This is a genomic window from Paenibacillus sp. Soil766, from assembly GCF_001428105.1.
Lineage (GTDB): Bacteria > Bacillota > Bacilli > Paenibacillales > NBRC-103111 > Paenibacillus_E.
The window spans coordinates 49,756-66,836 of the sequence record NZ_LMSJ01000059.1 but is presented as its reverse complement, the minus strand read 5'-3'; the positions used below and the strand labels follow the sequence as shown (position 1 = coordinate 66,836).

8 protein-coding genes are annotated in these 17,081 nt (G+C 44.9%); 6 read left to right on the top strand and 2 right to left on the bottom strand.

The window, feature by feature from the left end; all coding sequences use genetic code 11:
• Positions 1-135: 135 nt before the first annotated feature.
• The 6 genes from ASG89_RS32940 (at position 136) to ASG89_RS32915 (ending at position 13,350) form a co-directional block, all read left to right on the top strand.
• Positions 136-948 (top strand): class I SAM-dependent methyltransferase, encoded by an 813-nt coding sequence (locus ASG89_RS32940; RefSeq protein WP_057315576.1) that lies wholly within the window; start codon positions 136-138, stop codon positions 946-948.
• A 4-nt stretch (positions 949-952) separates the two neighbouring features.
• Positions 953-1,585: an NUDIX hydrolase gene (locus ASG89_RS32935; RefSeq protein ID WP_057315575.1), complete on the top strand. Its 633-nt coding sequence runs from the start codon at positions 953-955 to the stop codon at positions 1,583-1,585.
• Positions 1,586-1,603: 18 nt separating this feature from the next.
• A complete protein-coding gene (locus tag ASG89_RS32930; RefSeq protein WP_057315574.1) occupies positions 1,604-2,125 on the top strand; it encodes a YfiT family bacillithiol transferase in 522 nt (173 codons plus the stop codon).
• A gap of 465 nt (positions 2,126-2,590) precedes the next feature.
• Entirely contained in the window at positions 2,591-3,835 is a 1,245-nt protein-coding gene (locus ASG89_RS35970) for a stalk domain-containing protein (RefSeq protein WP_162259755.1), read from the top strand.
• A 123-nt stretch (positions 3,836-3,958) separates the two neighbouring features.
• Positions 3,959-4,909, top strand: coding sequence for a stalk domain-containing protein (locus tag ASG89_RS32920; protein WP_057315572.1), 951 nt, complete (start codon positions 3,959-3,961; stop codon positions 4,907-4,909).
• A 266-nt stretch (positions 4,910-5,175) separates the two neighbouring features.
• Positions 5,176-13,350, top strand: coding sequence for a polysaccharide lyase family 8 super-sandwich domain-containing protein (locus ASG89_RS32915; protein ID WP_057315571.1), 8,175 nt, complete (start codon positions 5,176-5,178; stop codon positions 13,348-13,350).
• Positions 13,351-13,547: 197 nt separating this feature from the next.
• On the opposite strand, the gene ASG89_RS32910 is transcribed toward ASG89_RS32915, so the two are convergent.
• Together ASG89_RS32910 and ASG89_RS32905 are read right to left on the bottom strand one after the other, a co-directional pair.
• Positions 13,548-15,326 (bottom strand): sensor histidine kinase, encoded by a 1,779-nt coding sequence (locus ASG89_RS32910; RefSeq protein ID WP_057315570.1) that lies wholly within the window; start codon positions 15,324-15,326, stop codon positions 13,548-13,550.
• Positions 15,323-16,897, bottom strand: a complete 1,575-nt coding sequence (locus ASG89_RS32905) for a response regulator (protein WP_057315569.1) — start codon at positions 16,895-16,897, stop codon at positions 15,323-15,325. Before ASG89_RS32905 ends, ASG89_RS32910 begins: the two co-directional genes overlap by 4 nt.
• Between the last annotated feature and the right edge of the window lie 184 nt (positions 16,898-17,081).

The window sequence follows — 17,081 nt, the reverse complement described above, 5'->3', positions numbered from 1 at the left end:
TATATGGGAATATAAACTTACATCACATCCAACAAATTACATATCCAAACGCAATTGATTGGGACTAGTAAGGAACACCTATTGTACAGAGAGGCGATGGGTTTTTTGGCATTTCCAATAAGGAGGGATCAACGAATGAAGAATGTGATTGATTACTATGCCAAGTTTGATGAGTGGGGAAGACTAGATCGCGAGCCTATTGAGTTTACGGTAAATTGGCACTACATGAAGAAGTATCTCCCACGTGAAGGCCATGTCCTTGATAACGGGGCTGGACCAGGCAAATATGCAATGGAATTAGCGAAACTCGGCTATAGCGTGACTCTTTCTGATCTAACACCTAACCTCGTGGAACAAGCGAAAAATAAAGCAAATGAGTTGGGCTTAGCAGAAATGTTTCATGGTTTTCATAGGCTGAACGCCACGAAATTGGAGGGGATATCAGATGCAACTTTTGATGCTTCGTTGATGTTGGGACCTCTCTACCACTTGCAGGTAGAAGAGGACCGCATTGCGGCTGCAAGGGAATTGTATCGTGTAACCAAGAACGATGGTGTTGTATTTGTCGCTTTTCAAAGTCGGATGCGGATGCTTCTAACCTCGCTGCTCTTCCCCCAGGCTTGGAAACCGAATGACAATATGGCTGCTATTGAGCATTTTCTAGAGGAAGGTACTTTTAATCATACAGATGCAGGTCGGTTCACGGGTGCTTATTATTACAATGTGGAAGATATCAAACCATTTATGGAGAGCCAAGGATTTGAGACATTAGATCTGATTGGATCTTCTAATCTGGGGGCGTTGTTATCGCAAGAACAGAAGCAATATTGGACGGATCGAGGGGAGAAAGAAGGGTTCATTGACCTTCTCATTCGACTAGCGCGTGATCCATCGATTTTAGGTGTTTCCTCGCATTTATTATATATCGGGAGAAAAGTAGGAGAGTGAAGAGATGACAGAACACGATGTAAGCCTTAAATGGTTAGACTGGGCCAAACAAATTCAATCGATTGCACAGATCGGCTTAACCTACTCGAAGGATGTCTATGATTTGGAGCGATTCCAAGCGCTTCGGGAAATAAGTGTGGATATTCTAGATACGTACACATTGGCGGGCAAGGAAACGATTAACCTAAGCTTTGCCAATGAATCCGGGTACGCAACACCGAAAGTTGATATTCGAGGTGTAGTTTTTGAAGATGATCGAATACTACTCGTGAAGGAAAAAGCGGACGGTGCCTGGGCACTGCCAGGAGGTTGGGCCGATATTGGGTACTCACCTTCAGAAGTTGCCGTGAAAGAGATCAGAGAAGAGGCAGGCTTTGAAGTGTTGCCCATTAGATTGCTTGCTGTTCTAGATAAAAAGTTCCATAACCATCCACCAGAGCCCTATCACATCTATAAAATGTTTATTCTGTGCAAAATAGTTGGCGGAGAAGCGTTGGTTGGCGTGGAAACGAGTGAGGTGCGCTTTTTCGGAGAAAATGAACTTCCCGAATTATCAGCAGAACGGAACACGGTTGCTCAGGTGAGAAGCATGTTTGATTATGTAAGAGATCCCGATAAAGCAGTTAGATTGGACTAAGTGAGGAGGACTGACACTATGGAACATCTGCGATACCCGATTGGGAGATTCGAGCGGATCGAACATCCAACACAATCGGATCGGAATAAATGGGTGACAGACGTTGCAGAGACAGCTGATCGGCTACGTTCAACTGTGTTAAACTTCAACCAAGAACAACGTTTAACACCATATCGGCCTGACGGATGGACGGTGCAACAAGTCGTTCATCATATGGCGGACAATGATATGAATGCTTTTCTGCGTTTCAAGCGTGCCCTTACGGAGGATAGTCCCGTCGCAAGCTCATACCGGGAAGATTTATGGGCAGAGCTGAGTGATTATCAGTTACCGCTGGAAGCTTCGATTCAGCTATTGGAATCGATCCATATTCGATTCGTAGCTGTGCTCCGTTCGTTAGATCCTTCAGATTACAAGAAGACTTTTACGAGCTCTGTCCTTGGTGTGCTTAGTTTGGAAGTAGCGCTGCAACGATTTGTTTGGCATGACCGGCACCACATTGCTCAGATAGCAACACTGAAGGAACGTATGGGATGGTAGGTCTCTACATAAGTAACAATATAAGATATCAAGGGCTGCCGAGACTAATCTCGGCGGCCTTTTTTCAACAATTTTGCTGAGTAAAATAGTGTGTTAATCGGGTGGGAGTTAGCTACATATTTTACAGTTAAATCGAGTTTTCGAGGTCATTTCTCGAAAATAGCTGTACAAATTCGAGTTAATCAAAAATGTGAATCACAACCCCCGCCAAACCCACAAACTCCACCAACAAACGTCCCCGTGCCGAAATCCGGTGTGACATACGTGCCAACACCTAGTTTTAAACGATTTGAAGCGCCAAAAATACACGTGTTGCGATTGGATGACCCAGCATATACCGTAACGGCCACTCATCCTCGAAGGACTTCTTAAGAGGTTTTCTTGGTCTTCTTTTGCAGGAATTGGGAGGTATTTTGTCGAAAAGGAATGTTTCGTGGAAATCAAACAATGCGTTACGGAGGTACAATGAAAAATTGGTTGAAAATGACCGTTAAGCTAGCAACAGTTCTTACTGGGGTATCTATGGTACTCGGGAATCTCAGTGCACTTGCAGCAGGCAACGACGATCAAAGCGCTGCATTAAATTATTTAAATGACGTCAGGACACATATGGGCATTCCAACGATGGAATTAGATCCTTCACTTACCCTAGCAGCCGGAAACCATGCGAATTATCTCCTCATGAATCAGGAGAACGGCCATACGGAAACACCAAGTAAGCAAGGGTTCTCTGGCAAGCTTCCTTGGGATCGGGCGGCCGCGACAGGTTTTGATACCGATACATTTGGTGTATTTGAGGATGTCTCGTTTACGACTGATTCGCCAGAGGAGGGGGTGCAGTCGTTACTGGACGCTCCGCTTCATAGATCGAGTTTAATTCTTCCGGACATGTCACTGCTAGGCGTTGGGTATAACAAGCATGCACTTGTCCTAAACCCTGCAAAGAAGTGGTTCACCCACACAGGAATAGGTGTTTATCCCTACGATGGACAGACGGGGGTACCGATTGGATTTTATGGGTTTGAGATACCGAATCCATTAGAACAATTCGATATAGAGAAGTCGGGTTATTTTATTACTTACGCAGGGGTAGCTCAAGATAAGTCAGATGTGACCGCCCTGCTAACGAACAGTCAAGATGAACCTGTCGAGATCTACAAATTAAAGCAAGAACTTGGTGATACGAATGCATGGCATATCATTCCGAAATATGAGCTTGCATATGGAGAAACATATACGGTCACCATTGAGAATAAATCATGGTCTTTCACAACTGTAGAAAACCCAGCTATGCCATCTACAGAACACAAAGGAAATCCGGTAAAAACGGACCCGCCAAAGAAATTTACGTCTAACGATGTTGGTATTCGTATCAATGGGACTTACATCGACGTTGCGCCAAAAGCCAAAATCATTGGCGAAAGTACGTTCATCCCGCTTCGTGGTGTTTTCGAAGCGATGGGAGCCAAAGTGGCTTGGGAGGGAACCCGCCAAGAGGTTACGATTGTGAAAGGATCCAAAACGATTGTTTTGTCCATTGGGAAGAGACAAGCACTAGTGAACGGAACATCACAGGCACTTTCAAATGCACCTTTTATATCCGCTGAAGGCTCTACGTATGTCCCCTTACGATTTGCTAGCGAAGCGCTTGGCGCGCAGGTGGTTTGGGAAAGTGATAAATGGACGGCTGTAATCAATCAAATCCAATAAGCGAGTTAAAGTCGAGCGAAAGATGCTCGGCTTTTTTCATTATGAAACAATCTCGAAGATAAAGCGTCTAATGAGTTGGGATTGTTAAAATATGGGATGGATACGTTTGGGAGGAAATTAACGATGAAGAAATTTATTCTTGGTCTGAGTTGTGGCCTGATACTTGCTGGCTCATCTGTCGCTTTCGCTTCTGACACGATTCAAGCGTTATTGTTTCCGGCAAGCTTTGAGATCAATGGCAGTCAAGTTAAGTTGAACAGTGACTATCAGATTCTGAATGTGGATGGACATGCTTATGTACCCGTTCGATTTGTGGCTGAGAATTTGGGAGCAACGATCGATTATGATTCTGAAGCTCAAAAAATAGTCGTTAAAAATAAATCACTAGACATCAAAGATCCTGATTATGCCAGTATCTCGGTAGGAAATTTAATTCTTACAAAAGCAGGCAATACAACTAAAGTTACAGGTCAATTGAAATTTGAAGGCGTAGGCAACAGTCAAAATATGATTGGAGCGGGCTTATCCTTTTACAACGAGGATAATGAGAAAATAGGCGAAGCCGCCATTTCGGGAAATAATTTCGGAGTAGATACCCAAACGTTTGTAACTGAGGGAGAGGGAGATTTCAAGAATTACGATGCGGTTTACCTTCATATTGGTGCCGTCAATCATCGAATTATTCTTGATGTTCCTAGTATGATATATCATAATTCACAATATCGTTTCACACTCCATGTCCCATCTAGTTGGGAGGGTAAATATGAGGTCGAAGAGCAGAGGGATGAAGCATCTGAGTTTGTGAATTACCTCTTTATTAATAAGGCAAATAAAGCGTTCGGTGGTGTCCTATTTAGCATTTCCATATGGACGAAGGAAGATTGGCTTGCAAATGGCCCTACCACGAAGGGAATTGGTCAAGTATACAAATTAGGAGAAGACGAGAACCATGTGTTCCTGTTATTTCCCCCAGGAGATGTTGAGTATAATCCCCATGACGAAGAGCTCGCAGCTGAGTTTCTTTCAATGGCGGATCAAATTAGTACAATTAGAAGAAGTTTCAAATTCGAGTAATAGCGTACATGAGAGCAAGTACCGAGCGAATATCGGTGCTTGTTTTTTGCATTTGCAATAACCTTCATTTAACACTAATGCCAGTTACATCCTACCCATATATCACAACTCGTTCGTATTCCTATCAATAATTGACTGCCGCTAGAAAGAGGTTAATTCAAGATAGGTTTTATCAAGTTAGCGTTCTATCTAGGTGATGTCAGGGATGTTATGTTCTATCTAGGCTTAGAAAGCGCTTAATAAAAGATGTAAGGAGTGTGTAGGCATTGATAAAAAGAAGTATATCTAGTGTGATCTGCGTGATGATGATGTTTAGCCTACTTGTAGGGGTCTTGCCACAACCGTCATATGCCGCTAGCGGCCCATGGGATTTGCTCAACGATAATTTGAGTAATTTCACGAGTACGGGCTGGACAGAGCAGAGAACAACGGGTTTCACTGGATCGGTCACGCAAAATACGGGGAATGTAACGATCGTGGATGCGTCTGATAAATCTACGTACCTTTTAAAGCAGCCAGTGGCACCAGCGACAACAGTTGCCCCTGCTTCAGGCGCGTTCACATTTGAAGCCGTAGCCAAAGTGAATGCGGCAGGAACACTCAATGAGTTTACAGTACGAGGGGCTTCTTATTTAATTAGCTTTTATTTAACCTACGGAACAAGTGGTGTCGTGCAAAATAAATCCTCCAATTCGACTAAATCGTATACACTCGACACGACGGTCTATCATGCCTATCGTGTTGTCGTTCATTCGAACTACACGTATGACCTCTACGTGGATGGTACTTTAGCATGGAGTGGAGCACCAAATGGAACTGGCAGTTCCTCTTTAATCAAAATCGGTGGGGATTCTGCTTCATTTGCCAATATAACCTTGGATCATGTGAGAATGGGAACAGGAGAAATTCTCCCATTTACAGGAACCATCACATCAGTTTCTCCAGAAGCGATCACGACGTCTGTGGGAACTCCTCCTGTTATGCCAGCTGTTGTTTCAGCTGTATATACTGATGAGTCAATCAAATCCGCTCCTGTCATTTGGGAGAATATCCAAGCTTCACAATACGCACAACTAGGCTCTTTCACTGTGAATGGTGCTGTAGTTGGAACAGCGATACCAGCGATCGCTACAATCACGGTTACGCATCCGCAATTAGCCGTTACTGCCATACAACCTGTTCAAGTTACGACACAAGCAAAAATTAAACCAGTACTGCCAACTGTGGTTACGGCTGTTTATTCGGATCAGTCCATGGAACAGAGAAATGTACAATGGGACACTTATGCAGATACGCTGTATGCCAAAGCAGGAAGCTTCGATGTCAACGGTACCGTAGCAGGCACATCAATTCGTGCTGTTGCCCACATTACAGTGACTGCTGCACCAGAGGACGAGTATGATACACTTAGAAATAAGTTGAAAGTCATGTTGACCGGTGGATTTTCTTACAATCAACAAGACCTTGATATTGCTAATCAAATCACAGCATTAACAGCCAAAGCGCAAACGAATTGGGATTCGATGATAAAAACAGCAGATCGTGCTGCGCTCTGGAGTGATTTGGCCAGCACCTCGAATTCCGCGCAAATTACGTCGGCTTACACACGCTTGAAGGAAATGGCGATTGCCTATGCGACAGTTGGTTCTTCCTTACAGAATAATGCGGCGTTGCTCGCGGATCTCCAGTCAGCACTGGATTGGATGTATTCGAACCGATACAACGAAAACAAGGTGCTTTACGATAATTGGTGGGATTGGTGGATGGGAGCGCCACTGGCACTCAACGATACAGTAATCCTACTGTACGATGACTTATCCTCCACACAAATTGCGAATTACATGAATGCCGTGGAACATTTCACACCGATCGTGGATATGACAGCAGCGAATCGGGTTTGGAAAAGCCAGGTCGTTGCCTACCGTGGAATTATCGTGAAAAATGCCTCCAAGATTGCTATGGCAAGAGACGGCCTGAGCCCTGTATTCGTCTATGTCACCTCAGGCGACGGATTTTACAAGGATGGTTCGTTTATCCAGCATGATGTAACACCTTACAACGGTGGATATGGCGCAACAATGCTAGCGAATTTAGCTGATATGCTCTATGCGCTAAACGGTACAACTTGGGCAGTCACTGACCCTAAAGTAAGCAACGTGTATCAGTGGATTTACGATAACTTCGAACCTTTCATGTATAAAGGGTTAGTCATGGATATGTCCAGAGGACGGGAGATCTCACGTTCCTATGCGACCGACCATATAACTGCTCAGCGCATTACGAGAGCCGTCATTCGTTTATCTCAACTTGCGCCACTCGCGCATACAACTCTTTTCAAGAGTATGATCAAATATTGGATCCAAGCGGATACATACTTGAATTTCTACCTTGGCAACTCGATTGATTACATCGTACTAGCAAAAAATATCGTGCAAGATGCTGGCGTGACACCACGTGGCGAGCAGGTTTCGTTTAAGCAATTCGCCAGTATGGATCAAGCAATTCAGCGGCGACCGGCATTTACTTTTGCCATCCGTATGCATTCGAATCGTATTGCTAACTATGAGTCCGGGAACAACGAGAATTTGAAAGGTTGGTTTACTGGCGATGGCATGACCTACTTGTACAATAATGATCTGGGGCAATTTACGGATAATTACTGGCAAACGGTTGATCCTTATCGACTACCGGGAACAACCGTAGATCGTCAAACACGAACGACAGGCGGTAATAATACGAGCGGGAACAGTTGGACTGGCGGCACGGAGATTCTTGGGGAATACGGTGTTTCGGGTATGGAACTGGATGCGCTATACAGCAATCTTACAGCGAAGAAGTCTTGGTTCATGTTTGATAATGAAATCGTATCCCTTGGATCTGGCATCACAAGTACGGAGAATCGTACGATTGAAACGATTGTTGATAATCGCAAAATGGATAGCCTAGGCGATCATACGTTTACGGTAAATAATACGGCGAAATCAGCAGCGCTCGGCTGGAATGAGACGATGAATGCCGTCCAATGGGCGCATCTGGCTGGCAAAACGGCGAATACAGATATCGGCTATTATTTCCCAACACCTGCAACGGTCAAAGGGCTTCGCGAAGCAAGAACAGGCTCTTGGAACCAAATTGATGGCCGAACAGGGACTTTAACAACACCATTTACGAGCAATTATATGACGTTATGGTTCGATCATGGTGTGAATCCTACGAATGGAACGTATCAATATGTCACGCTTCCGAATTATTCTTCAGCGGAAACAGGCAGCTATGCCAGTCATCCGGATGTGGAGATTTTGGAGAATTCGACGGACGCACAAGCAGTGAAAGAGAAATCGCTCGGTATTGTTGGTGCTAATTTCTGGAACGATACGACGAAATCTATTCAAGATAGCGGAAGCAATTGGATTACGAGTAATAAGAAAGCATCTGTCATGACTCATAAATCATCGGAAGTGCTAAATGTGTCGATTTCCGATCCAACGCACAAGAATACAGGCAGTATAGATATCGAGATTCATTTGCCTGCGAATGCGACAATCTCATTCGAACCGGGAATCACGGTAACACAGTTACTGCCTACGATTAAATTAAACGTTCAAACGAATGGTTCAATGGGAAAAACATTCCATGCCAAATTTAATATTGCCGGTTCCAATGAAGTACCTGCAGCTCCTAACCTGACAAGTGCGGTTGCTGGACACAACACAGTCGTACTTAACTGGGAGCCTGTGAATGCAGCTACGGGGTATATGATTAAGTATGGGACGGCAAGCGGCAATTATGCTGAGACGGTCACAGTAGGTCCTGTTAGCAGCACAACGATTTCTGGATTAACGAGTGAAGTACCCTATTATTTTATTGTATCTGCTTTTAATCAGGCAGGAGCGAGTGTAACTGCGTCGAATGAGCGGAGCGCAACTCCGATCGCTGATTATGCGAACACGTGGACACTGGAGAATGATGTACTACGTACCAAAATCCAATTTACGGATGATGGAAGTATCGAGATTGGAAGCTTCTTTAATAAAGCGGCAGGAAGAGAATATTTGCCTCAAATTGAAGCGGATAACAATTCCACCTTATTCCATTACAACTATCGCTTATTGACTAGTGGTGAAACAGGAAAAGAAGCGATAGGTTCGACACTAAGCTTGGATGCGAATGACACTGGTTTCGTGCTTGGAACGGCATCTTCTGGGGATATTTCAATGACGGCAACTGATGGTTCAATATCTAAGGTTGGAACGCGATTGGAGATTCCTGTTACGAAAAATGGAATTACAGTTACGCTATCCTTCGAGCTCTATGACGGCAAAGCAGGCTTGAAATACCAAGCCTATCTGACGAATAATAGTGTCGACAAGCGCTTGCAGATTACATCTTCGGATGTCATTACGTTGGATTTTCCAGATGAAGCAAGGAATTTACACTATGTCTATTTGTCCAAATGGAACAGTACGACAGGTGGTGTTGATCAAAGCGACACGAAGAGAACAAGTGAGGATATTAAGGTTATCATCAACCGTTATAATACGGGAGATGGCTTTTATGTAGGCCCAGAAGTGAACTCGAAGACAGAGATTCTGAAAAGAGATCCAGGTTCACCGGATACAGGGGCCCCTTATATGGTTCGTTCTTTTGCAGGTATCAGTGCCTTCAAGGGTCATATGGTGAATGTGGCTACGAATCCAGAAGCCCTGCAGCTTGTATTATTCCCAGGTGAGAAATTTGAATATATCGCTGTCAACTTGAGTGTCTTCCAAGGCGATATCGTCGATGGGAAGATGGCGGTTGAAGAACATTTGCGAGCGAGATTTAAGTACAATCACACGTCAACGATTCTCAATACGAACGATTGGCAGTGGGGAGAAAGCAAGCGTAATGAAGCGTTCTACAAATCTGTAGCCGTACCGAAAATCAATGCTGCGGGCTTCGATATGTTTATGTTTGACGATGGTTGGAACAATGCGAATGATACGGGCACATCAAGAGATGGTGTTGAAGCACTTCCATCGATTACGAACGATATGAAGGGGCTTGCGGATTATTTTCAAAATAAAGGATTGCTGCTAGGTATGTGGTATTCCATGACAGGGGGTTATCATAATCGCGGGAACGATTTGGCCGACCCTGCCGTGATTGCTGCGAAGAAAGAGAAGATCAACTATTTGATTGATAATTATCATTTATCACATCAAATGGTCGATTTAACCGAATTCTGGCCGAATTCAGAGGTAACGACGTATTCACATCCGACGGATAATGTGTATCGCAAAAATGTCCTAACAAACCATGTGTTGAATGAAGTTGTCGATGAAAATCCTGACTATATGGTGAAATATACAACAGAGGTTGATATTTGGCCGTCGCAGGGTGATCGTACGAATGAACTGATTCATGTCGTAGATAATGGCTGGACAACAGCGACGACAGAGTATGGCGAAGACTTGGATATTCCAATATTTGCTGGCTTGTTCGGACATTTGCCGTTGAACTCGGTGTACTTCAATATCGGGAATATGACAACGGGTGATATGTCGACGTATTACAAATATTTATTTGCCAGAAATATTAAGCACGGCAGTTCACCTGATGGTTGGAGTCAGAAGAGTATAGATCTGATGGCTAAATTGAACGCTTGGAGGAACTCCGGTCGTATTAAGGAACTGACGGATTCCATCATTCGTCCTGTGTATAATGGCATAGGTTGGGATAGTAATAGTGCGACTTCCTGGGTTGATCAAAAAGCAGGTCCTTACGTAATGATGCAGGTTTCGCCGAACAAGGATCATGCTTTGATGATTGCTACTGGCGGCGGCAAAGCAGGAGTGTCCAGTGTGGATGTAAATCTCAGATGGTTGGATCCTTCTAAACAGTATCTGATTGAAGATATTTCACTCGATGATACAGGCATCTATACGTACAGATTCAAAGGACTGCTCGCAGGTGAGCAGCTGAAGAGCTTCACGATTGATCTTACCGAGAACTCATCGAAAGGTCGAGCGTATTGGATTCAGGAATATACCGGTGCAGATTATCAAATCCTGTATGCCGACGAAAATGTAGATAGCTCACAATTGTCGATCGTAGACAATCAAATCGTGATTACGGGTACCGGTAAAGCAAATACGTCAGGCAAAGTTGTGATCTATGGTCACAAGGAGGAAGCGGTGATGTTGGCAGATCTAAGCTTTGGTGCAACTAGATCGGGTACCCTGCGCATTGATCAATTCGAAGTTACGGAGGATGTATTTATCCCTACGCTTTCTTCGGCAACGACCTATGTGGCTGCGGATTTGAGCATAGCTGGGAAAACGACGGTAAGCGGTGGAACACAGACAGTCGTTAGTAGCGGAAGTACACCGAATGCGTCCCCACAGGGTTTGAATTTCGCTTCTACGGCCACCACAGCAGGTAGTTACATTGATTTTAAGCTAAATGTGACGAAAGCTGGTGTCTACAGAATTCAAGTCGCAGCGAAAGTGAATGCTAACAGAGGGATTGGACAGTGGTATGTGGATGGTGTACAAACAGGTCCGGTGTGGGACCAAAAAATGGAGAATGGGCAAGTGCTTGCCGCGGAAAAAATCGGATTTCATACGTTAGGCGATGTTACATTTGCAGCTGCTGGGGAGAAAACGTTCCGGTTTGAGTTCCAAGGCGGTTCGAACAAAGTGATTAATACCGATCGGTTTATTCTGACACCTGTATCGGAAGTATTGGGGCAAACATCAGGATTGGCGATCACTGGTGAAGCAGCAGTGGAAGTCGATCACAAAGTGACTTTACACGCAGCAATATCAGGCTTGCATGCGTTCTATGCGTCAGGCGATTATGTCAAATGGTACGTTGAGAGTCAAAACGCAACGAATGGCAGCAATAAAGTGATTTCCATTGTCCAGCGTGGATTAGATCTACAAGTGACAGGGGTTAATCCTGGTACAGCTAGATTGAAAGCTATGAGTACAGTAAATGCGAATGTGTTCAACTATTATGAGGTCGTTGTATCTCAGGAGAATGTTATCACGTCCATTACACCAGTGAATGTGACAACGGTGGTTGGCATTGCCCCAGTATTGCCTGCAACGATTACGGCTATCTATAGAGATGGAACGACTACACAGCTTGGTGTTACATGGGATGGCGTGAATGCAACTAGCTATGCGCAAGCAGGGACATTTGACGTACAAGGGGCGATAAGTGGGACTGGGTTGAAAGCTATTGCCCATGTAACGGTGACGGGAGGAGCTAATCCAGACCCAGGGACAGGTCCAGGAACAGACCCAGGGACAGGTCCAGGGCAAGGTCCGGGAACAGATCCAACAACAAATCCAGGTACTGTAATTCCTGAGCCAGAGATTAGCAATATTACTACGATTAGCGAAGCGGATTTCCGTACAGCTTTTGAAAATGCCAAGGATAATAAGATGAGTTTTGATTTACCAAATGTGCAAGGGGATAAGCCAATTGGTGCGGTTATTCCAGTGGCCTTTCTGGATAAAGCCATCGCAAGCGGAATTACGCAATTGGCATTTACAACAAACAGCGTTGAAGTGAAGCTACCTGTTCAAGCACTGAAAGGTGAATTAGAAGCGGGAGCTAAGGAGATTCAGTGGACATTTGAAGAGAAATCTTCAGGCAGCGGTACGATATATCAGTTGGGCATCGAGATTGGTGGGGAGCCTGTTACAAGACTCGATGGCGAAGCTGTAAGAGTTGCGATCGCCTACCAACTGAAGCCAGGTGAGAAACCTGAGAATGTGGTTATTCACCATTTGGATGACGCAGGAAAGCACGAAGTTATTGTCAATGGCACTTATAATCCTGTTACAGGAAAGATGGATTTCAAAACAAATGAGCTCGGAACGTACAGCATTAGGTACGCTAATGTAACGTTCAGTGATCTTGCAGGATCGGATTGGGCTCAATCCAGCATTGAAGCATTGGCAGCGAGAGAAGTGTTAAACGGGGTAGGCGATAACAAGTTTATGCCTAGCCATCCGGTAACGCGAGCCGAATTCTTAACCATGTTGATGCGCGCTGCAGGCTTCTCTGATGACCAAGGAATATCGAATTTTTCCGATATTGACCAAGCGGATTGGTACTTTGGATCGGTAGCTGCTGCTGAGAAATTAGGCATTATCAGTGGTAGAGAGGATGGAAGCTTTGGTGCGGATAGTGAAATTTCCAGACAAGATATGGCGGTCATGGTCTTCCGCAGCTTGCAGGTACTGAATCTGAATCTGAAGACAGGTCAGCAAGGGACGACATTTGCTGATGCGACAGATATTGCAGGATACGCGGCAGAAGCGATTGCGTTGATGCAAAGCGGAGGCATTATAGAAGGCAGCGATGGCAAATTCATGCCACTGGCGCAGGCAACTCGTGCGCAAGCTGCTGTTATCATTCAGCGATTAGTAAAACTAAATCAGTAGTAGAAAGAGGGTCCAAGCCATGGATGTGGCGGGGACCCTCTTTTATTCACCTTTTCGGTCCAAAAGGAATACTTTTATGCACTAATTTATCCATATGTAGCCGTATTCCCCGATAATAAGTGTACTTTAGCATCTTTGACCATTTCGGCGGAGCAAAAACTTCAGGAGTAATTGCATCCTCCGCATCTTCAATCATCTTATTCTTCTTCTTCCGTATATGGAAACGTAATCTCAACTTCGGTCCCTACTCCCGGAATACTTCGATAAGTAAGCTTCGCAGGTTCCCCGAAATAATGGCGAATACGCTCACCAACGTTCTTAACGCCGAAGCTGCTCCCGCCGATCCGACTTCGACTAATGCCCGCCATCATATCCTCGATGAGGCCCAGACTCATGCCCACACCGTCATCCTTAATGAGGAGGTGCATCGTTTGATCTGTCAGATAAGCCCGAATTGAAATGCTGCCTTCACGCTGCGTTCGTCCTAATATCCCATGAAGAATGGCATTCTCGACAAGTGGCTGCAGGGTGATTTTGGGGATGGGATGACTGAGCAGCTCCTCGGGTACGTCAATCTGGAAATCGATCTTATTTTCAAAACGAATATTCTGAATCTGCACATAGAAGGAAACATGCTGCAGCTCCTCGCGCAGGGTGATAATGTCTTTGCCGCTGCTGAGGCTGACTTTGTAGAAACGAGCGAGTGCCTTGACGACCTTTTTAATATCCGTGTTCAACCCGCTGTCCGCCATCCAGTTAATGAGATCCAATGTGTTATAGAGAAAATGTGGATTTATCTGCGATTGAAGTGCTTTTAATTCGGCATTTTTGACTTCTTGTCCCAGACGGTACTGCTCCTTATTCATTGAGCTAATTTGTTCAATCATGTAATTATACGTTTGAATCAGCTCACCGATTTCATCGCGACCCTGTGTCTGAGCGAGTGCGATGAGATTTCCATTCTGCACATCCCTTAAGCGGCTAGTCAATTGCGTGATGCGCCGAGTGACAGAGAAGGAGAAGAGGTAGGCTAACAAGTAGGCGATGACCGTCACGATGAGCAAAATAACCAACAAATCATTGCGCAATTGATGACTTTGCTGCACAACCTCATGCAGTGGAATGACGGTGACCATCCCCCAATTGGAAGGCAACTGCCTGAACAAATAGTAATTGTTATTCGTTTGCCAAGTCGTAGAGATTGCATCGTCCAGTGTGTCTGGCAAATTTACTAGCGTAGTCACTGACGGATCCGAGGATAAGATGATTTGTTGATTCTGATCCACCAAGAAGGTCGTACTGTTCCTGACCACATTCGCTTTACTTAGCATGGACCTTATCGTTTCCGCTTGTACATCAACGCGTAATTGACCGATCGGAATGGCATAGTTGTTCGGATCCAAGATACTTCGAACGACATAAAGCGAAGAATTGTCATGTGTGGCTTTCTCCCCAAGTTCAGGGGCAGAACACCATAAATATTTGGCATGCAAGTCATTTAAACGGTTGAAGCAAGGACTGTCCTTCGTTTCAGCTAATGATAAGAAATTCTCAGTCTCATTGGCGAAAATAAAAGCGCTCGGCACGTATAGGATTACACGTGATATATCGAGACTATCCTGCATGGAGCGCAGCAGCTTCTTAAGATTAGCGTATTCCTGCAGCTCTCTATTGATATCACTAGTGACATTGTTATCCATCAGAATATCCGAAATGGTCGAGTTGGAAACGAGAATATTCGTCGTCTCTGCAATCCGCTGGACACGATAATTCAGAAAGGAATATGTCTGATCGAAGCCTTGCTTAGCCGAATAGGTGACATGATTGATGATGATATCGGACATTTTCTCGGAAGCAATGAACTGATAGAAGCCGAGTGGAAGCATGATCAGCAGCAAATAAGTGTACATGATTTTATGACGCAGCTTCGTATTGTACAGCCATTTCCGCAGCATTTGAATGAAGGAGAAGATCATGCTTGGCACCGCTCCCGATACTCGGAAGGCGTCATGCCCGTGGATTTTCGGAATATTTTGGCGAAATGCTCCCCGTCCTTAAAGCCCACTTGCGACGCCACATCGAGTACCTTCAGTCGGTTGTTGCGAAGCAGCTCCTTCGCTTTCTCCATCCGATATTCGGTTACATATTGCTTGATCGTTTTACCTGTAGCCTCTTTAAAGATCGAAATAAGATGAGAGGCTGTCATCTGCATATGATCACTCACATCCTGCACGGAAAGATCGTCATTAGCATAATGCAAATGAATGAAACGTACGATGCGGGAGCTTGTGGAAGACATGCCGCCGCTTGCGCGCTCTTGAATGGCTTTCTTCAATTCATCTAGCTTCATGGCTGTAACACGGTGGATATCGTCCAAATAATGACATTCCAGAATCAGCTTCCAAGCTACATCATTTTCCTCTGAAGTGTCGAAGAGGGTGATGTTCCGACTATGTGCAAATTTATCCATTTCGAGGATGAAGCGGTAGTAGAGTTCTTTCACACTCACAATCAGCGTGCCTGGATGCTGGCGAATATCGCCGGTTATCATAGCGAGCAGCTGATCGGCAGCAGTGAAATGTTCTTCAGACAACGCTTCCGAGAAGCGGACAAGTTGTACAGGCTGCGTCACGTAAGGCTGCGAGTAAGCGTCACTCCCTGTGTTATCATGCATAATGAGGGAGCATGGTTTGTGAAAGAAAGACTCCTGTAATCGGAGCACAGCACTCGTATAAGACTCCTGCAGCTTATAGGCGGAAGGGACGATTTTGCCCGCAGCGATGGAAAATAAACCGAACTCCCGCTTCAAGGCGGTGGAAAGCTCGTAGCACAGATGTTGAACTTGGCTGATCTCGACACCGTTATGCTGCTGCGAAAAGAAGTGAATGATGGCGTGATGATCATCTTTCCAAGCGTACAAATAGGGCTGCTCGCTGCTAGCAAGCGCTTCATCAATGAATTGTCCCAGTGATTCTTTCTGTGATCCAGGTGAATGCAACTTGATGATGGCCGTTGCCGCGGGTGCTTGCATGACAGCAATGAAATCAGCTGCTAATAAGCGATTATGCAGCATGTCCTCATCGTAACCGCCGCGAATCAGCTGCAAAGCGGCTTCTTGCTTCATGTAGCTCTTGTTTTCTTTGGCTACCGTATCATTGGCAACATGCCGCTGTTCTTCCAGCACGATATCTATCGCACCCCGCAGGGCGTCTTCCAATTCTTCCACATCAATTGGTTTCTCTACATAACTTACTGCCTTCAAGGTTATCGCGGCTTTCAAATATTCTTTATCGGCATAGCCGCTCATAAAGACGATTTTGCACTGCGGGTATTTGCGGCGTAGCTGAAAGGCAAGCTCGATGCCATCCATCCGCGGCATGCGAATGTCGGTAAGTACGATGTCTGGCTTGAACTGTTCAGCAATAGCAACAGCATCAAGACCATCCACAGCTTCAATGAGTTCGGTGATGCCAAGACGCTCCCAACTGACGGATTTGAGTACGCCTTCTCGCGTGAATTTCTCATCTTCTACAAATAGAAGTTTCATGACGGGTAACCCCCCTTAGATGTAGCTATAGATTATCTCATATTTAGATGCAATACCACTAGCTAGCAGGGGCATCTGCAAAAGTTACAGGGAATCGATATTTTGTCGGGTTATCTCGTTACGAGTAACCTGTTAATTTAGATACAGGAGAGAGACAACTAGAAACGGATGGGGGAAAGGATAG